Here is a 19,171-nt window from a genome sequence, read left to right as displayed (position 1 = left end):
AGGTGTATAATTTGCTTTGTGCGGTACATATTGTTGGGGGGTTGAGAAGATGAGGAGATTTTGGATCGTGTTGGTTTTAATCGCGACAACGTTGATCTTTGCGCAGATCAAGAATCCTGACACCATCATAACTCTCACGATCGGCGAGCCAGACACATTGGACCCACACTTCGCTTATGATACGGCGAGTGGGGAAGTTTTAGGGCAGATCTATGAGTGTTTGATCGAGTATGTTGGGTCCAGTGTTGTTGAAATGGCACCGAGACTGGCCACAGCTGTACCAAGTTTGGAGAATGGTCTCATCAAAGATGGTGGCAAGACGTACATCTTCCCGATCAGGAAAAATGTGAAATTCCACAACGGTGCAGTGTTGACGCCAGAAGACGTCGAGTACAGCTTCGAAAGAGGTTTGCTCTTCGACCCATCTGGTGGACCCATGTGGATGCTTTGGGAGGCTCTGTTCGAGGTTTATTCGTTGGATGAATTCGTTGAAAAAGTTGTGGGCAAACCTCTCAGCGAATTACTTGATCGAACGACGAAAGAACCTTTGCCACAGTATCGTGATGCGCTGATCAAAGTTTACACGGACTACATCGATCCTGCCATTGAAGTCAGTGGTGACAGTGTGGTCTTCAAGCTCTCCAGACCATTTGGTCCATTCCTTTCAATCATATGTGGTTTTGCGAACTGGGGCATGATTTTGAACAAACAGTGGGCCATTCAGCAAGGTTGTTGGGATGGTAAACCTGACACTTGGTGGAAACATTGGGACCTTCCAAAGGAAGAATCTCCTCTGTACGCGAAGGCAATGGGAACAGGGCCGTTCAAGCTTGTCGAGTGGGACAGGGCTCAGATGAGGGTTGTTCTCGAAAGATTTGATGGTTATTGGAAAGGACCAGCGAAGATAAAAAGGGTGATCATCTGGACGATCGAAGAGTGGTCTACTAGGAGAGCCATGCTCGAAAAGGGAGATGCAGATATTGTTGCTGTTCCATCACAATATCTGCCACAAGTTGAGAACATGCCTGGTGTAACCATCACTAAGGGTCTTCCTATTATAAGCGTTACATCACTCCACTTCAATTGGAACGTGAAGCCGGATAGCAAGTACATCGGTTCTGGTAAACTGGATGGCAACGGTATCCCACCAGACTTCTTCAGTGATGAGCATGTTAGAAGGGCGTTTGCCTACGTTATAAACTACGATGCTGTGATAAAGGACGTTCTGCGCGGTCTTGGAAACAGAGTGCCCGCGGACTTACCCAGCAGTTTACTTGGTTACGATCCAAAATTGCCCATGTTCGAGTTCAGCATCACCAAGGCTACCGAAGAGTTCAAGAAAGCATGGAATGGAGAGGTATGGAGAAAAGGTTTCAAGCTCACTTTACTTTATAACACAGGTAACGAAGCGAGAAGGACTGTGGCTGAAATGATAAAAACCTACGTTGAAATGATCAATCCGAAGTTCAAGATCGAGGTGCGCGGTGAACAATGGCCAACCTATTTGACTTCTTACAAGCAAGGATATCTACCAGCGTTCATCATAGGCTGGCTTGCGGACTATCCAGACCCCCACAACTTCATCCAGACATACTATCATTCTGCAGGTACTTATGGTTTCGCTCAGGGCGAGAATTTCAAAAAATTCGTTTCGACACCCACACCCGAGCTCGGTGGTAAGAGTTGTAACGAACTCATAGAAAAAGCTGCCATAGAAACAGATCCCAAGGTCAGGGTGGATATCTACAGGAAAGTACAAGAGTTTGCGATCAAGCATGTACTTGGTGTTGCACTCTATGAACCTCAAAGTTTGAACGTGAGAAGGAGCTGGGTCAAAGGTTGGTACTACAATCCAATGATGCCTGGTGCAGCTGATTATTACACATTGTGGAAGGAAGAGTGATTCAAAGAAATCAAACCCCGGGCTTGAAGCCCGGGGTTTTTTCATTTCACAAGATGGCAAGCAACCGCATGACCTGGTGAGATTTCCCTGAGTTTTGGTTCGATCTTCGAGCACACGTCAACAGCCATATAGCAACGTGTGTGGAATCTACAACCGGGTGGGGGGTTCACCGGGCTTGGCACATCACCTGTGAGAATGATCCTTTCTTTCTTGATGTTTGGATTGGGTATGGGAATAGCACTCATCAAAGCCCTCGTGTACGGATGCAACGGTTTGTCGAACAACTCTTTTTTACTCGCCGTTTCGACGATTTTACCAAGGTACATCACGATTATTCTATCGCTCACATATTTTATAACGGCAAGATCGTGAGATATGAAAAGATAGGTCAATTTGTGTTCACGCTGGAGGTCTTTCATGAGGTTGATGATCTGCGATCTTATAGAAACATCCAAGGCTGAAACCGCTTCGTCTGCTATCACGAGCTTCGGGGAGAGCGCGAGTGCTCGAGCAATACCGATTCTCTGTCTTTGACCACCGGAAAATTCGTGTGGAAATCTGTACATATAATCGCCACTGATGCCAACATCTTCGAGCACTGATCGAACCTTATTTATGAGCTCTTTCTCACTTTTCACCAACCTGTGAACTGCAGGTCCTTCACCGACGATGGATTTTATCCTGAGTCTGGGATTGAGTGAACTGTACGGATCTTGAAAAACTATTTGAACGTTCTTTCTGAACTCTCTACGTTTCTCATCCATGCTTGATAACAATAACGAATAAAATTTCCTGGCGGAAGACCTGGCTTCGTTGAAGAACAGTTTCGCGTAGATTTTATCCACACCTTCAAGCGTATCGATGACTGCATCTTTAGATCCCGCATCTTTCAACAACTTGTTGAATCTGTCTATGTATGTTCTTTTCAAATAAGATTTTGCGCGCAGAGGTGGCATGAAAAAATAAGTGGTATCTTCGTTGGCAATTATGATTCTGCCGGAAGTAGGTTCGTACAATCTGAGTAAGACCATACCTATCGTAGTTTTACCACAACCAGACTCTCCAACGAGGCCCACGGTTTCTCCTTCGTTGATCTCGAATGAAACATCATCCACCGCTTTGACCCATCCAACGATACGTTTGAAAACCCCGGCCCTTATGGGAAAGTATTTGACCAAATTTTCAACTTTGAGGATCACACTCATACAAGCTCACCAACCTCTCTGATCTTGGCCTGCTCCACCTTCTGCCAGAAGAAGCACCTCACAAGATGGCCCTCGTCAACCTCGATGAGCCTGGGTTCTTCAGCGGTGCATCTGTCTTCTTTGAATTCACACCTTGGGTGAAACTTGCATCCGTTTGGGAAATGTAACGGGTCTGGCACCACACCGGGTATGTTGTATAGTCGACTTTGCTCAATATCCAGCCTTGGAATTGCATGCAACAAACCCCACGTGTAGGGATGCTTTGGATCGTTGAAAAGGGATTTGACATGAGAGTACTCCACAACTTTCCCTGCGTACATCACTACCACTCTATCAGCGTTCTCTGCAATGAGCCCCAAATCGTGGGTTATCAATATGATCGCCATACCATATTCCCGTTGAAGCTGTTTCATCAGTTCCATGATTTGCGCTTGGATAGTCACGTCTAAAGCTGTAGTTGGTTCATCCGCGATCAGTACTTTTGGCTTACAGGATAGTGCCATCGCGATCATCGCGCGCTGTCTCATTCCACCAGAGAGTTCGTGTGGATATTGATCTATTCGTTTTTCTGGTTCGGGTATACCTACTTTTTTCAGCAGATCTATTGCCAAAGATCTTGCGGTTTTCTCATCCAATTTTTGATGGAGCATGATCGCTTCCACGATTTGTTCCCCAATGGTGAACACTGGATTCAACGCGACCATGGGTTCTTGAAAGATCATGGCTATATCTTTGCCTCTGATTTTTCTCATATCCTGTTCGTCCATTTTGGTCAGATCCGCCCCATCGAGTAGGACTTGTCCATCCACTATTTTTCCCCTTTCGTCGAGTATTCTGAGGATCGACAAAGCTGTGACGCTCTTACCACAACCTGATTCGCCTACTATACCTAAGGTTTCTCCTTCATACACATCAAAATCAACACCATCAACGGCCTTCACCACACCATCCTCGGTTTGAAAGTAAGTTTTAAGTCCTCTGACGGTCAGTATCGGTTTTTTATTCACGATCGATCACCCTCTCAAGCGTGGATCGAAGGCGTCCCTCAACGCGTCTCCGACCAAGTTCCATGCGAGCACGAACAGAATCATGGCTGTACCCGGATACACTATCGCATACCAATACTTGAAAGCCTCTCCTGAGGCTCCTAAAAGCCAGTTTCTTGAGAAATTCAAAAGTGATCCCCAGTCAGCATACCCAACGGGTGCTCCAAGTCCGAGGAAACTCAGCGCCGCAGCGGTGATGACCAACGAACCTATTCGCATGGTTGCTTGAATAACCACAGGAAATATGGTGTTCGGCAATATATGTTTCGTTATGACCAAGAAATCGCTCACACCTAGAGCCCTTGCGGCCAGCACATATTGTTCTTCTCTAGCCTGAAGTATGTTCGCCCTGATGAGCCTCGCGGTACCCATCCAACCGAACACGATCAAGGAAATCATCACCTTGTCTAGACCCATCCCGAGGAAGGCGGTCATGACGATGGCTGCAAGTATGTATGGAATCGACAGGAATATGTCTGTAATTCTCATGAGAATCTCATCGAGCCAACCTCCGAAATATCCCGCTATCGAACCGATTACGAGTCCAACCAATGTCGAAGTTAAAGTGACGATCAACCCCACTTTGAAGGCCGTTCTGGTGCCCCACACAACACCGTAAAAGATGTCTCTACCATCTATGATTCCAAACGGATGGCCTTTCGTCGGAGGCTGTGGAGTCTTATCCCAAGTTACGATTGGTATCATGTATGGATCGTAAGATTGTGGTGGACATATGAGCGGTGCGAGGATGGCGACGAAAGTGAAAAAGATCAAGAGTGCGAATCCCAAAACGGCTGAAGGATTTCTCAAAAGTCTTCTCAACATCCTTTTTGTTTCGATCTTCATGCTTCGGCCTCCCTCAACCGAGTCTGACACGCGGGTCAACCACGGCGTACAGTATGTCTATCACAAGGTTTCCAACGACGAGTATGAACGAATAAAAAAGTGTGGAGGCCATTATCGATGCATAATCTAATTGTGTTGCTGCTGTGGCTGTGAAGCTTCCCATGCCGGTCCTGTTAAAAACTGTTTCGACGATCACAGTACCGGCGAACAGTTGAATGACCATGGCTCCTCCCACCGTGACTACCGGTATCATCGCGTTTCTCCTTGCGTGTTTGTTTATGACGATCCTTTCTGACAGTCCTTTGGCTCTGGCTGTTCTGATATATTCTTTCGTCAACACTTCTAGCATGCTAGAGCGCGTTATTCTCAATAAGTACGCCCACCAAAGCCAAGACAACGTGATGATCGGGGCGATCAAGTGTCGTACAGCGTCAACGAACACGTCGAATCGTCCATTCAAAAGAGCATCTATCGTTATCAAGGATGTGAACCGTTTGAATTCAGGAGATTTGACGATTTGATCGGCCCAAAGGCTGAGGTTCCCCGGTGGGAACCACCCAAGCACACTGTAAAAAATCATGAGTACGATCAATCCAAAAACAAAGTCAGGAAAGCTCCAACCAACAACGGCAAAAATCCTGACGAAGTGATCAAGAAACTTATCTCGGTTCACAGCAGCGATAACACCAAGCCACACTCCCACGAAAACCACAGGTACGATTGAGTACAGAGCGAGCTCTACCGTCCAAGGTAGTCTGTTCAGTATGGCATCCCTGACGGGTTGTTTACCCACCAACGACCATCCAAGATCGCCTTGCAATGTGTTCTTGAGCCATTTAACATAACGAATCATCATAGGATCGCTCAATCCATACTTTTGCTTTATCTTTTCTAATTGAACTGGTGTCAGTTTGTCCAAAACTCCCGGATTCACGTAAGCAGCCAGGAGTCTATCTGGTCCAAGGCTTTGGATCATGCCAAAGACGATCAGGGATATACCGAACAGTATCAAAGGTAGCAAGAGCAGTCTTCTGATAATGTATGTTATCAAGTAGGTCACCTCCACCTAATACCTTCACAACAAACATTCTACCAAAGTGATAACAGGTAATGAAAACGAGTAAAAAGGTGCGGAAAACAGAGATAGGGAAAAATAGGGCGGTAATTTCCAAGAAATTCGTGTGAAAAACTTTTTTGTTTGATTGTGGTTAACCGTTGCTCGAGAAAATTGAAATAAAAAACCATTTTGATTTTGAAGGAGAAAGTCTTGTGGGTCGACATTTTGAAAGGTGGATTATATTCCATTGTTGTTGTGTGGGCCATTTGGCTTTTGTTCACAAAGGTTCTTGGTTTAATGCTCCCAGCCGGTCGTTTGATCTGATTGTTCTTGCCCCTATTTTCTCTTCAGAAACGCCTTGTAACGACTTCGTCGACAATATGTCCAGCTAGCGAAAGAGAATGAGGATATAAATCTCACAGAGAGGTGTGGTGAGTGAGTCGCAGCGTTGTCATAGATGGTTCTGTTATCTACACGAACTACAGTCAGATCATGGCACAGAAAAAGTTTGAGCAATTGCTGAAAGAGTTCATAGAGATACTCAGAGAGAAGCGAAGTCCATTGCTCAACGCTTTGAACGCTTTCAGATTGGACGGCGATTACGATTTGAGAAGGTTCGTTGAATATCTGCATCTTTTGACCATGAGAAACATAAAGGAGTTAACGAACATCATTTATTATGTGAATCCGCGTGATCTCGAGAAATTTGTCGAAGCTTTCTATTCATTCTGGCGATCGAAACACAGGTTCATGGTCCGTTATGAAAAATATTCCGATGATCATGTGAGACGCGCGAGCATCGAGTACACAGTCACAGAGATCAGCGATCAGTTCAAAGCCGTTATTAAAAATTTGTACCGCGAGTTGGTGATGAACATCTCCAACTCATTCCCAACAGTGATGAGACAGCTTCCGAGCGGTGCTCAGGTGGTTTTTCTCGCTGAAGAATTGGAGGATGAAAAGTTCGATCGAGCACCTTGGATCAGGAGGATTCCAACCGTTTGGGGGGCCGTGTTCGATCCTCCCGTGATCTTTTATACAAAATCGAACAAGAGAAAAGGAGTCGTTCCGGTAGTAGAAGAAAAAATACTGGACAAAGTCGAGTTGAATCCTAAAGACTGGTTCAGATTCGCTATTTTCGTTGGTGATCTACTGTTTTACAATTTGGTGCATGTGGATTTTCTTGCACACGGAGCTGGTTTGGCTAACCTGTTCGAGCTTGCTAGTCCGAGGGACTTGAGGCAGAGAGAGCCTGACGGAATGTTGATCTTCGGTCTAGAGCCTGAGAGGATCCCCGGTTTCAACGATCGTTGGAAAAACGGTGTGATCTTCAAGGACGGAAAAATGTATATTGGTATCATTCCTGCTTTAGACGAGAACGATTATTTTGGTTATATGAAAAAAACAACTCTCACTCTTCACAATTTGATCAGGATCGATCAGGGGAGATTGCCCATACACGGTTCGATGGCCCGTATACTTCTGAAGAATGGGAAGATGGCCGTTGCCATGTTCGTGGGTGACAGTGGAGCAGGAAAGAGTGAAACGTTGGACGCTCTGAGTAGGCTCGAAGAAGTTGCTCAAGTAGATACGATCATAGATGACATGGGAAGTCTTACTGTGATGGATGGTCATGTGGTCGCATACGGTACAGAAACGGGAGCTTTCGTTAGACTCGATGACTTACCACCTGGATATGCTTATTCAACCATGGACAGAAGCATATTCATGAATCCAGATCAAATAAACGCAAGAGTTATAGTACCTTTCAACAATTACAGCGAGATAATCACACCAACACACATCGATTTCTTCTTCTACGCGAACAACTACACTGAAGTCGACAAAGACGAAGACAGGATAGTTTTCTTCGACAATGTGGAGGATGCGTTGAGGGTCTTTTCGGAAGGCAAGAGAATGAGTAAGGGCACCACCTCAGAAAATGGTCTCGTCACGTCTTACTTTGCGAATCCTTTTGGAGCCGTTCAGAGGCAAAAAGAACACCACAAGCTCGCAGAATATTACCTCAAGAAAATGTTCGAAACAGGTGTGAAAGTTGGAGAGATAAGAACGATGCTCGGTGTTGAGGGGTACGAAAAAGAAGGAACGATGCTCGCCGCAAAAGCTTTGCTGAAGCTGATTGAAGAGCTTTGACTTCACACTGCTGAATGGAAGATTAACATGAAGAAACTGTACACAACGAGCGCTCCAAACATGATGGCTATCGTTCTCCAAGCATAAAACATAGATCTCCTTCTGCTGTAAATAGCCGGCAGGGGTTTAACGAGATAGCCTATCAGTACACCTGCAAAGAAGCCTCCAAGATGTGCCGCATTGTTTATGCCGCTTCCTGGAAGGAAACCAAACACGACGTTATAAATGATCATGGGAAGTAAAGCATAACCTGTGAAGGATCTTGCATAAAAAGGTGCGTCACGTTTGAAACCCAAAATGAAGAGCATACCAACGAGTCCAAATATCGCCCCACTTGCGCCTACTGAGACGGAACCATAGTAGAACAACTGGGTCGCAATGTTCCCAATGAGACCTGACGAAAGATATGAGGCTACGAACTTTTCCGAGCCATATATGGATTCAACTATGGTACCGAAATAGAATAAAGCGTACGAATTGAAAAGAAGGTGCAAAATTCCACCATGAACGAAGATCGCGGTGATGGTTCTGTACCATTCTCCTCTCGCCACGAGTGGACCGAACTGGGCACCGAACTTCAAAAGGAGATAGGCTTCGTTTCGAAGCATAGAAGTCGTTCTCGTCATCAACATCAATATAGCGATCAACACGTTCATGACGAGGATAACGTGGGTGATTTTGAGATTTCTCAAGCTGCGCCCTCCCTTGAAGATTATAATCGGTAAACCTGAAAAATTGTAAAGATAGTCTGCAACAACGTTTGTTTTTTTCAAAATGAAGATTTTGATGAGTTCTCCCCTCTGGATCTTCGTATTTTTGAGAAGAGTACTTGAAGAGGAGTCCCAAGTGTGGTACAATTTTTTCAAACTAAGACAGAGGGGGGATAACGCGTGAGAAAATTGTTGGTCTGGACACTCGTGTTGTTCATGTTCGTCGTAGCCTTCGCCAAAACGCCTAAAGATACGCTCGTCATCGCTGCTAACACAGAGATATTCATCACACTCGATCCTGCAGTGTGTTATGAAACGTTCGCCGCAGCCGTTGTGACCGCTGCGTATTCCGGCTTGACGAAGCTAGAGCCTGTCAATGGTGTTATAACACCCGTTCCTGATCTTGCTGAGCGTTGGGAAGTCTCACCAGATGGTACAGTGTGGAAGTTCTACTTGAGAAAGGGTTTGAAGTTTTCCAACGGTGATCCACTCACAGCGGAAGATGTGGTGTTCTCTTTCAGAAGAGTTCTCAAGATAAGAAAGTCTCCGGCTTGGTTGTTCGAGTCCCTAGGTCTCACTGCAGACAACATGGAACAAACGATTTATGCTGAAAATGAGCGCACGGTGGTTTTGAAGACGAAGCCGTTGGCTCCAAACATCGTGCTTTCGATCATCGCACCACCTTGGGGAGGTGTGGTGAACAAGAAGGTCGTTCTGGCAAACGAGGTGAACAACGACCTTGGGCAAGCTTATTTGACCGATAAATCGATAGCAGCTGGTGCTGGTCCATACGTCATAACTGAATGGAAGAGAAGAGAAATCGTTACTCTCGAGGCCAATCCACATTACTGGGCAGGTCAGCCACCACTGAAGAGGATCATCATTCGTGATGTACCTGAGGAAACCACACAGTTTTTACTTGTTCAAAAGGGTGATGTGGACATAGCTTGGAACATCACCACAGAGCAAGCTGCCCAGCTCAAGGCAACTAAGCCTGCGAACATAAGATTGGTCACCACGCCAGGTCAAGCAAACGAATACATAGCCATGAATGTTGGTTGGGGACCGTTCAAGGATGAAAGGGTACGTTTGGCGATCAAATATGCTATCGACTACGATGCGATCATCAATTCAGTTATGAGAGGATTTGCAGTGCTGAACCAGAACTTTATGCCTATAGGTTATTTTGGTTACATCGAGCTCAATCCATTCAAGCGAGATGTGCAGAAAGCAAAGCAGCTGCTCGCAGAAGCAGGTTATCCAAACGGATTCGAAGTTGAGTTGATCACGAGCACCACAGAAATAAGGAGAAACGAGGCAGTAGTTGTTCAAGCCAATTTGGCGGAAATTGGAATCAAGGCAAACATCGTGCTCATGCCGTCAGGTGAAATGTACGCAAAATACCGTCAACAAGGTCACCAAATGATCATAGCAGGTTGGGGTATCGATTATCCAGATCCAGACGCCTTGGCGAAACCTTTCGCTAATCATAGAGTTAGACAACTTGCGTGGCGCAACATGTGGTACGATGACTACGCTGCTGATCTTGCGGAGAAAGCAGGCATAGAACAAGATCCAGTGAAACGCGCCCAACTTTATAAAGAACTTCAAGAGTACTGGATATACAAAAGTCCGTTCGTTATGCTGTACCAGCCTGTGATATTCTGGGCAGTCAGCAACGATGTTTTAGATTTCGAAAAAGCTTGCGAGGGTTACACTCTCGTGTTCGACTTCACAAAGATCAAGAAGAAATGATCGATGCGGCCGGCTCATGCCGGCCGTTTGTCTCTTTCCTCGAACTCTGCACGAGGGGGTCTGTATAAACACATGAAGCTTGTGTCCTTCATAGTGAAGCGACTGTTCTTGATGTTACTCGTTCTCTTTGGGGTTTCTGTGTTGGTTTTTGTCATTTCAAAGGTGATACCTGCAGATCCAGTCGGTGCGATACTCGGTGGAAATGCACCAGTTGATCTGGTCGAAGATCTGAAGAGAAGGCTTGGTTTAGATAAACCACTCATCAATCAATTCCTAGATTATATGTCTGGGCTTTTGAAAGGAGATCTCGGTAAGTCTTTAAAGACCAACAGGCCTGTAGTTAAAGATATAGCGGAATTCTTCCCAGCCACACTGGAGTTAGCGATATCTGCCACACTGCTCTCTGTGATATTGGGTATCACGCTCGGAATTTTTTCAGCTGTCCACAGGAACAAGTTCATAGACCATTTTTCACGGGTTTTCTCCATACTTGGCGTTTCTATGCCTGTATTCTGGACAGGTCTTTTGTTACTGCTTCTTTTTTACTATCGTCTTGGCTGGTTGCCAGGTGGGGGTAGGTTGAGTTTGTTCACTATCCCACCGACGAGGTACACAGGTTTGCTCTTGCTCGATGCACTTTTATCGAGAAACATGGAAGCTTTTAAAGATGCCTTGGCTCATTTGGTCTTACCAACGATCGTTTTGGGCTACTCTGCCACAGCATCTATTGCGAGGATCACCAGAGCGAGCATGCTCGATGTCTTGCGCCAAGATTTTATTAGAACTGCAAAATCGAAAGGCATAGGTAGACGTTTTGTGATATACAGACATGCTTTGCGGAATGCGTTGATACCGGTTGTAACCATAGTAGGTTTGACGTTCGGTGGGTTACTCGAGGGAGCAGTTCTGACGGAAACGATCTTCAGCTGGCCTGGACTCGGGAGATACATAGTCAACGCACTGTTGGTACTGGATTACCCGGCAATCATGGGTGGAACATTGTTCGTGGCGGTTATTTATTCTCTCGTGAACCTCGTGGTGGACATCATCTATGCTGTGCTCGATCCGAGAATGAGGATTTGAGGGGTGATCAAGTTTGGAGAACACTCAGTTAGAGAAAACCACGATGTCTCGTTGGAAACCAGTGATTGAAGATTGGAAACACACCCTCTATCTCTGGAGAAGGACCAAACTCGCCATGGTCGGCACTTTCATAGTCGTTGGCTTTCTGTTGATGGCACTTTTGGCACCTCTGTTAGCACCATACGATCCTGTGAAGGTGGATCTTGTGAACAGGTTGAAACCTCCCAGCGCGCGGTATCTTTTTGGCACAGACCAATTTGGTAGAGATATTTTGAGTAGGATATTGTACGGCGCGAGGATCGAAGTGTGGATAATCTTTCTAGTCACAGTGATAAGTGGAACGATAGGTACGGCGATAGGTATCACGGCAGGTTACTTTGGGGGTTGGCTCGATGAGGTGCTGATGCGCATCACGGATATTTTTCTTGCCTTTCCGAGGTTGATACTCGCTATGGCACTCTCAGCCGTGTTGGGTCGCGGTTTGACGAACGCCATCATTGCGATATCGCTCGTGGAATGGACGGTCATTGCAAGGTTGGCCAGAGCTGAAGCTATGCGCATAAAATCTCAACCGTTCGTAGAAGCAGCTAAGGCTGTGGGAGCGAGCGATCTGAGAATCCTACTTCTTCACATACTTCCCATGTGCCTTTCCCCCGTCCTCGTACAGCTCACGTTGAGGATGGGTACGATCATCCTCACAGCGGCAGGTTTGGGATTCTTGGGACTCGGAGCTCAACCTCCTACACCAGAATGGGGCGCAATAGTGAGTGATGGTAGAAGCTATCTGATTCAGCATTGGTGGATATCCACTTTTCCAGGACTCTTCATAGCTTTGGTGGTGCTCGGTTTCAACCTCTTGGGAGATGGCATCAGGGACATTCTAGATCCAAGGCTGCGAAGGTGATTCTGCGTGCGTGGATCACTTTTGAATGTGAAAGATCTGAGAGTCGTTTTCTACACGTACCGTGGTGTGATCAAGGCGCTCAATGGGGTTAGACTGTGGCTCAACGAGGAGGAAAGACTCGCCATCGTTGGTGAAACAGGTTGTGGAAAATCCGTGACCGCTCTGTCCATCATGAGACTGATAGAATCCCCTGGAGAGATAAAAAGCGGACAAGTTGAGTTTCTCGGCCGAGACTTACTCCAACTCTCTGAAGAAGAGATGGAAAAAATAAGAGGAAAACACATATCCATGATCTTCCAAGAACCCGTTGCGGCGCTGAACCCAGTTTTCAAGGTTGGCTTTCAAGTGGCTGAAGCGATAGCGCACAGTCAAAATATATCTCTGAAAGAAGCTTACGATTTGGTTCCAGAAGCTCTCACCATGGTGGGGCTCGATTGGAAGAGAACCATTGATTTGTACGCCCACGAGCTGAGTGGAGGTATGGCTCAAAGGGTGATGATAGCTATGGCGTTGGCCGTTAAACCCAAGTTACTGATAGCGGACGAACCAACTTCAGCACTCGATGTGACAATACAAGCTCAAATACTCGAATTGCTTGATAACCTCGTTAAGGTTGGTAAGAACGCGGTGATTTTCATCACTCACGATTTGGCGATTGCCTCTGAATTTTGTGATAAAGTGGCGGTCATGTACGCCGGAAACGTTGTGGAAGTTGCCAACAGTGATGAAATATTCGCTCGTCCAATGCATCCTTACACGGTTGGTCTGATAGATTCGATACCACTTGTTGGACAGAAGAAAGAGCTGAGGGGTATACCAGGAATTGTCCCGGATCTGGTCGATCCACCGAGTGGGTGTCGTTTTCATCCAAGATGCAAGTATGTTTTTGAAAAGTGTAAAGTGGAACTCCCTGAGTTGGTAGAAGCTTCGAACGATCATTTCGTGGCATGTCACTTGTACAGTGCGGGGGATCAACATGGCAACCTTGATTAGGATCGAAAATCTCAAAAAATATTTCGAAGTCAGAAAATCTCTGCTTTCAAAGCCAATTTATGTGAGGGCAGTCGACGATGTTTCTTTCGAAATAGAAAAGGGATCCATTTTTGCCGTTGTCGGTGAATCCGGTTCGGGCAAAAGTACGTTGGGTAGGACCGTGATCAAACTCATCGAACCGACCTCGGGGAGGATATTGTACGATGGTTGCGACATAACGAAACTCAGCAAGAAAGATTTTCTAGAGTACAGGAGACGCATGCAGATCGTCCAACAGGATCCTTACAATTCTCTGCATCCACGAAAGTTAGTTAAAGACATCATCGGTGAGGGGTTGAAAATCCATTTTAAAATGCGCTCTGACGAGATATACTGTCGGATCAAAGAGATACTCGAGATGGTAGGCATGAGGGAGGAACACATGTTCAGATACCCTCACGAGTTTTCTGGAGGGCAAAGGCAGAGGATCGCGATCGCGAGGGCTCTGGTTTTGAAACCGGAATTCCTCGTGTTGGATGAACCAACGTCCGCTTTGGATGTTTCCGTTCAAGCCAGGGTTCTCACACTCTTGAAAGAACTCAGAGAGAAGTTCAATTTAACGTACATGTTCATCACACACAACCTGGCCGTAGTCGACCACATGGCCACACATGTGTCGGTGATGTATCTGGGAAAAATAATGGAGATAGGATCGAAGGAAGACATCTTTGAAAGGGCGTCTCATCCTTACACCAAGGCCCTGTTAGATTCGATCCCATCCTTCGGAACGGGTCGACGCATCAGGATAATCCCAAGGGGTGAGATACCCAATCCAGCCAATCCACCGAGTGGATGTGTGTTCCACACGAGATGTCCTCAAGCTGTAGAGATGTGCAGAACTGAAGAACCTCCACTCGTCGAGGTATCAGCAGGTCATTTCTGTAGGTGTCATTTCTGTCGAGCTTGATCGGTTGCTCGCTCCACTTGTTCTTCGAGCTTGGCCACGTTCAAGTTTGCCCCGGCTACACCTTTGAAGATCCCATCCTGTCGAACAGCGAAAGCTATGGTTATGACTATATTGCCCGTCGCGCGCGAACGGATTGGATCTGAAATGGCCCAATCTATCTGGTTTTTCTTCAAACGCTGGAAATAGTTTCTGTCTTTGATGGTACCTCGAGTGCCGGTCGTTGTGATGAAGTTTCCATCGGCATCTGCCACGAACAAAGCTTCGTAGATGCCTTGCTTTTCTTCGAGGAACTTCTTAGCTATAGGTTCAAAAGCGTTCCAATCCAATCTCTGACATTCTGGTTTTGCAAAGAGTTCTGAAAGTTCTCTCACTCGATCCATCAGCCAAGATCTGGCGCCGGTCAAGCCTCTCAGTTTTAGAGATCTGACGGACAAAACTTTGGATTTCTCCGACAATTGTGAAGAAGCTGTTTCGAGGGAGGCTGCGTTCTTTTCGGTTTCCAAAGTGAATTCCATAAGTTGTGAAGCCGCGTTTGTGTTGTTACTCACCGCCAATTCTATTTCTTGTGTGGCGTTAACTTGGCTTTGGATTGAACTGACCATTTCTTCGAGCGTTTTTGAGAAACTAGTTGTTTGATCTTTGAACTTTTTCAGATTTTCCGCGAAGGTCTGACTGGTGTGTGCCGTTTCCCTTATCGTTCTTGCGACATCCTCATTCTTCTTTACAGAATCTTCCACAGCTTCTTCTACAGCTTCAATACTTCGGATTATAGAATCGGCAAATCCTCTGGATTGCTCGGCGAGTTTTCTAACTTCCTCTGCAACGACGGCGAAACCTCTACCGTGTTCACCTGCACGCGCAGCCTCGATCGCCGCGTTCAAGGCAAGTAAGTTGGTTTGGTCAGAGATCTGCTTGATCAACTGAACGGTTTCAGTGATTTGTGCTGTTGTTCTTTTTAACTTTTCCATCGCTGATAGGAGTGTATCCATTTTTTCGGCAGTTCGAGTATTTTCTTCGGAGAGCGACGATAATTCGCTTTGGATTTTTTCGAGTCCTTCTTCAAGAAGTGAAAATTCTTGCTTCATTCTCTGAGCGTCGCTCCTGATCACTTGGGAAGTTTTGGTTATCTCGCTCGTACTGGAAGATGTCTCTTCCAACGCAGCGGTGAGCGATTGAATCAACTGAGAAACTTTTTTCGATTGCTCAGATAGAGTTCTGGACATCTCATGAACCTTGTTCGAAACTTCTCCAAGTTCGGCTGCATCCTGTTTGAGTGAGTCCGCAGATAAGAAGATCTCTTCAAAAAATCTTTCACTTTCAGATCTTTGTTCTTTCTGTTCGATGTGAGCCTTTCGCCTCGGCAAAAACCAAGCTAGAGCAAGCATAGCGAAACATGAAACAACAACAATATTTGAAAAAATAGTATTGAAAAACACGAATATAGAACCAACAATAGCTAACAATAACCAGACAATTTTCATCATATTTTACCCCCTTATCTTCACTCTGAATTCGATTTTATCATTTCAAACAAGTCTCTACCATCACTGTCTATCGCTACTATGAGAGGAAAGTTTCTCACGTTGATTTCATATATAGCCTCGGTTCCGAGATCTTCGAAAGCCAAGAGTGTCATACTTTCGACGTACTCAGAGAGTGCGGCGGCCGCACCACTCGGTGCGAGCAAATAGACCCTTTTGTATTCTCTGCACAACCTTTTGGCAAGCTCGCTCCTTTTCCCTTTACCTACGGTAGCTGAGACCCCGAGCTCAAAAAGCATCTTGAGGTATTTATCCATCCTTTCGCTCGTCGTTGGTCCTATGGCGAACCTTCCATTAACGACTCTGGTTGGACCGGCATAGAAAACGATCTTACCACTCATGTCGATTGGCAATCTTTGATCGTGGTTCAGCAAGGATTCAAGTCTTTTTTGTGCGGCATCACGCATCACGATCATGCTTCCAGAATATCTCACTTGTTCACCTGCTTTCAATTGCGTCAGGTTCAATCTCTACCACTCCTTTCCTTGAAAGATAACAATCGAATGAAACAGCAACTGGAAGGTTTGCAATGTGAGTAGGAGCATAGAGAACGTGCACAGTGAGTGCTGTCGGACCGACACCAAGGCCTTGAAAGCCTATCTTCAGCTTGTTCAGTTCATCCAGTATGCGTTGCTCTAAAGTCGCGTAGCGAGAGTTCGAGTTTCTCTCGTTCAAATTGTAGGTCAGCGCGAGCTTGGAAAGTAGCATCGCTTTATCGGAGCTTCCGCCGATACCAACCCCAACTCTCACAGGTGGGCAAGAGTTGAACCCGTGATCTGAAACGTGCTTGACCAAAATCTCAACGAGATCATCCTCACTCGAACCCGGTGGTAACATGAACAATCTTGAGAGGTTCTCACTACCTCCACCTTTCACGAGAAACCTCACTTGTAGTTTTTCTTCATTCCAATGAAAAAGATGGCAAACCGAAGGTGTGTTGTCTTGGGTATTCTTGCGTTCATAGAGTGGATCGTTCACCAGAGAGAACCGATAAGGTTTCAAAAGGTAAGTTTTTCTGACGGCTTCATCACAGATGTCTTGTAAAGGTCTATCGAACACCGAGTTGAATGGTATGAACACGAAGAATTCCACAAATCCTGTATCTTGGCAAAGCGGAAGATCCTTTTCTTTTGCAACTTTTACGTTTCTCTTTATCACTTCGCAGAATGGACCTTCGTAAGTTTCGACGTGCTCGAGAACATCTTTCGTTAAGATGCTGTTGGCCATCGCTAGATGTTCGGAAATTTTCTCGATCACATTACTACAATCGAAATAGAAAACTTTCACGGTTTATCACCCCACAATCTTGTCGTTTTTCGAAACAAAATGATACAATAAATGCGGGAGGTTTGAAAGGGTGGAAAAACTCACGAAGGGAATGATCGTTAAGGCGCCCCGTGGGGCAACTCTGACTTGTAAGAGCTGGCAAACTGAAGCAGCGATGCGGATGTTGATGAACAACCTTGATCCAGAGGTTGCAAGAGATCCAATGAATTTGATTGTATATGGAGGTACAGGAAAAGCCGCCCGAAATTGGGAGTGTTTTCATAAAATCGTTGAGACATTGAAGGTGCTTGAGAACGATGAAACGCTCCTCGTTCAGAGTGGTAAACCAGTTGCCGTGTTCAAGACGCACGAATGGGCACCGAGAGTGTTGATAGCCAACTCTTTGCTCGTTCCGAAGTGGGCAACTTGGGAGTATTTCAGAGAGCTCGAAGAACGAGGTTTGATCATGTTTGGTCAGATGACGGCTGGTAGCTGGATTTACATAGGTACGCAGGGAATACTCCAAGGTACGTACGAAACCTTCTATGCCGTGGCGCGCAAATATTTCAATGGGACCTTGAAAGGTAAATTCGTTTTGACTGCAGGTCTCGGCGAAATGGGAGGAGCTCAACCACTCGCGGTAACGATGAACGAAGGGGTAATACTGGCGGTCGAAGTGGACAAAAGAATGATAGATAGAAGGTTGAGAACAGGATATCTCGACACTTGGACCGATGATTTGAGCGAAGCGTTGAGGCTCGTGAAGGAAGCTGTGAAAACTGGTCGACCTTTATCGGTGGCTCTTTTAGGAAACGCTGCGGAGATACATCCAAAGCTCGTTCGGATGGGCATAATACCGGACGTTGTGACCGACCAAACGGCCGCACACGATCCATTGAACGGTTATGTTCCAAAAGGTCTCAGTGTTGAAGAGGCTACTGAATTGAGGAGAGAAAATCCTCGAGAATATTTGGAGAGGGTTTATGAATCTGTGGTTGAACATGTGAACGCCATTTTGGAGATGAAGAAACAAGGTGCAAAGGTTTTCGAATATGGAAACAACCTCAGAAGGTTAGCCTACGAACATGGCGTTGAGAACGCGTTCGATATACCCGGTTATGTACCAGAATACATAAGAGATTTGTTCGCACAGGGTAAAGGACCATTCAGGTGGGTGGCGCTTTCAGGTGATCCCCAAGATATCTACGCGACCGATAGAAAAGTTCTTGAATTGTTCGGCGAAGATGAACATCTTCGCAAGTGGATAGAGATGGCACAAAAGAAGGTGAAATGGCAAGGCTTACCTGCAAGGATATGCTGGCTCGGTCAAGGTGAAAGAACGCTCATGGGTTTGGCCATGAATGAGATGGTGAAAAAAGGCGAGCTCAAAGCACCGATCGTGATAGGCAGAGATCATCACGATACGGGATCGGTTGCCTCTCCATACAGAGAAACGGAAGCGATGAAGGACGGGAGCGATGCGATCGCCGATTGGCCGATCTTGAATGCTTTATTGAACACAGCCAGTGGTGCAACGTGGGTGTCCGTGCATCACGGTGGAGGTGTGGGTATAGGCTATTCGATACATGCAGGTATGGTCATCGTTGCGGACGGAACAGAATTGGCCCGTCAGAAGCTCGAGAGAGTCTTGACCAACGATTCTGGTATCGGGGTTATAAGGCACCTCGATGCCGGTTATGAGATCGCGCTCGAAACGGCGAGAAAGAAAGGTCTGAGGTATCCAATGATGGAGTGAAATCGT

Annotated in this window: 17 protein-coding genes; 9 read left to right on the top strand and 8 right to left on the bottom strand. The window is 46.0% G+C overall.

Annotation, left to right across the window (positions count from 1 at the left end; all coding sequences use genetic code 11):
- The first annotated feature begins 49 nt into the window (after positions 1 to 49).
- Positions 50 to 1,903 (top strand): ABC transporter substrate-binding protein, encoded by a 1,854-nt coding sequence (locus NZ875_05580; protein ID MCS7175208.1) that lies wholly within the window; start codon positions 50 to 52, stop codon positions 1,901 to 1,903.
- A 41-nt stretch (positions 1,904 to 1,944) separates the two neighbouring features.
- On the opposite strand, the gene NZ875_05575 is transcribed toward NZ875_05580, so the two are convergent.
- The 4 genes from NZ875_05575 to NZ875_05560 are packed head-to-tail and all read right to left on the bottom strand — an operon-like array spanning position 1,945 to position 6,051.
- Positions 1,945 to 3,108, bottom strand: coding sequence for an ABC transporter ATP-binding protein (locus NZ875_05575; GenBank protein MCS7175207.1), 1,164 nt, complete (start codon positions 3,106 to 3,108; stop codon positions 1,945 to 1,947).
- Positions 3,105 to 4,115, bottom strand: coding sequence for an ABC transporter ATP-binding protein (locus NZ875_05570; GenBank protein ID MCS7175206.1), 1,011 nt, complete (start codon positions 4,113 to 4,115; stop codon positions 3,105 to 3,107). Before NZ875_05570 ends, NZ875_05575 begins: the two co-directional genes overlap by 4 nt.
- 6 nt (positions 4,116 to 4,121) lie before the next feature.
- Complete coding sequence (locus NZ875_05565) at positions 4,122 to 5,000, bottom strand: ABC transporter permease (protein MCS7175205.1); 879 nt, start codon at positions 4,998 to 5,000, stop codon at positions 4,122 to 4,124.
- A 13-nt stretch (positions 5,001 to 5,013) separates the two neighbouring features.
- Entirely contained in the window at positions 5,014 to 6,051 is a 1,038-nt protein-coding gene (locus NZ875_05560; GenBank protein ID MCS7175204.1) for an ABC transporter permease, read from the bottom strand.
- 201 nt (positions 6,052 to 6,252) lie between these two features.
- Here NZ875_05560 and NZ875_05555 point away from each other — a divergent pair, with 201 nt between their 5' ends.
- A complete protein-coding gene (locus tag NZ875_05555; GenBank protein ID MCS7175203.1) occupies positions 6,253 to 6,381 on the top strand; it encodes a hypothetical protein in 129 nt (42 codons plus the stop codon).
- A 111-nt stretch (positions 6,382 to 6,492) separates the two neighbouring features.
- On the top strand, positions 6,493 to 8,211 hold the full coding sequence (locus tag NZ875_05550) for a phosphoenolpyruvate carboxykinase (ATP) (GenBank protein ID MCS7175202.1): 1,719 nt from the start codon (positions 6,493 to 6,495) through the stop codon (positions 8,209 to 8,211).
- 2 nt (positions 8,212 to 8,213) lie between these two features.
- Here the strand turns inward: NZ875_05550 and NZ875_05545 are convergent, their stop codons facing one another.
- The gene (locus NZ875_05545) at positions 8,214 to 8,903 is read right to left on the bottom strand and encodes a rhomboid family intramembrane serine protease (GenBank protein ID MCS7175201.1); all 690 of its coding nucleotides are present in this window, start codon (positions 8,901 to 8,903) and stop codon (positions 8,214 to 8,216) included.
- Between the two features lie 198 nt (positions 8,904 to 9,101).
- On the opposite strand from NZ875_05545, the gene NZ875_05540 reads away from it, so the two are divergent.
- The 5 genes from NZ875_05540 to NZ875_05520 all read left to right on the top strand — a co-directional run bounded on the left by NZ875_05540 (position 9,102) and on the right by NZ875_05520 (position 14,602).
- Positions 9,102 to 10,676 carry an ABC transporter substrate-binding protein gene (locus tag NZ875_05540; protein ID MCS7175200.1) on the top strand — a complete coding sequence of 525 codons (1,575 nt, stop codon included), beginning with the start codon at positions 9,102 to 9,104 and terminating at the stop codon, positions 10,674 to 10,676.
- A gap of 72 nt (positions 10,677 to 10,748) precedes the next feature.
- The gene (locus NZ875_05535) at positions 10,749 to 11,759 is read left to right on the top strand and encodes an ABC transporter permease (protein MCS7175199.1); all 1,011 of its coding nucleotides are present in this window, start codon (positions 10,749 to 10,751) and stop codon (positions 11,757 to 11,759) included.
- A 13-nt stretch (positions 11,760 to 11,772) separates the two neighbouring features.
- Positions 11,773 to 12,663 (top strand): ABC transporter permease, encoded by an 891-nt coding sequence (locus NZ875_05530; protein ID MCS7175198.1) that lies wholly within the window; start codon positions 11,773 to 11,775, stop codon positions 12,661 to 12,663.
- A 6-nt stretch (positions 12,664 to 12,669) separates the two neighbouring features.
- A complete protein-coding gene (locus NZ875_05525; GenBank protein ID MCS7175197.1) occupies positions 12,670 to 13,656 on the top strand; it encodes an ABC transporter ATP-binding protein in 987 nt (328 codons plus the stop codon).
- Complete coding sequence (locus tag NZ875_05520; protein ID MCS7175196.1) at positions 13,640 to 14,602, top strand: ATP-binding cassette domain-containing protein; 963 nt, start codon at positions 13,640 to 13,642, stop codon at positions 14,600 to 14,602. Before NZ875_05525 ends, NZ875_05520 begins: the two co-directional genes overlap by 17 nt.
- Here NZ875_05520 and NZ875_05515 read toward each other — a convergent pair.
- Genes NZ875_05515 through NZ875_05505 form a run of 3 tightly spaced genes read right to left on the bottom strand, consistent with a single transcriptional unit; the run spans position 14,584 to position 17,430 of the window.
- Entirely contained in the window at positions 14,584 to 16,083 is a 1,500-nt protein-coding gene (locus tag NZ875_05515; protein ID MCS7175195.1) for a methyl-accepting chemotaxis protein, read from the bottom strand. The two genes, NZ875_05520 and NZ875_05515, sit on opposite strands and share 19 nt — an antisense overlap.
- Positions 16,084 to 16,103: 20 nt before the next feature.
- Positions 16,104 to 16,610, bottom strand: a complete 507-nt coding sequence (locus NZ875_05510; GenBank protein MCS7175194.1) for a FumA C-terminus/TtdB family hydratase beta subunit — start codon at positions 16,608 to 16,610, stop codon at positions 16,104 to 16,106.
- Positions 16,582 to 17,430, bottom strand: a complete 849-nt coding sequence (locus NZ875_05505) for a fumarate hydratase (protein MCS7175193.1) — start codon at positions 17,428 to 17,430, stop codon at positions 16,582 to 16,584. The genes NZ875_05510 and NZ875_05505 overlap by 29 nt, the downstream gene beginning before the upstream one ends.
- Positions 17,431 to 17,521: 91 nt before the next feature.
- Here NZ875_05505 and hutU point away from each other — a divergent pair, with 91 nt between their 5' ends.
- A complete protein-coding gene (hutU, locus tag NZ875_05500) occupies positions 17,522 to 19,165 on the top strand; it encodes a urocanate hydratase (protein ID MCS7175192.1) in 1,644 nt (547 codons plus the stop codon).
- The last annotated feature ends 6 nt before the right edge of the window (positions 19,166 to 19,171 follow it).

The sequence above is a fragment of the Pseudothermotoga sp. genome, assembly GCA_025060105.1.
Lineage (GTDB): Bacteria > Thermotogota > Thermotogae > Thermotogales > DSM-5069 > Pseudothermotoga_A.
Note: the sequence above shows the minus strand (reverse complement) of the source record. Positions and strands in the feature narration are given on the sequence as shown.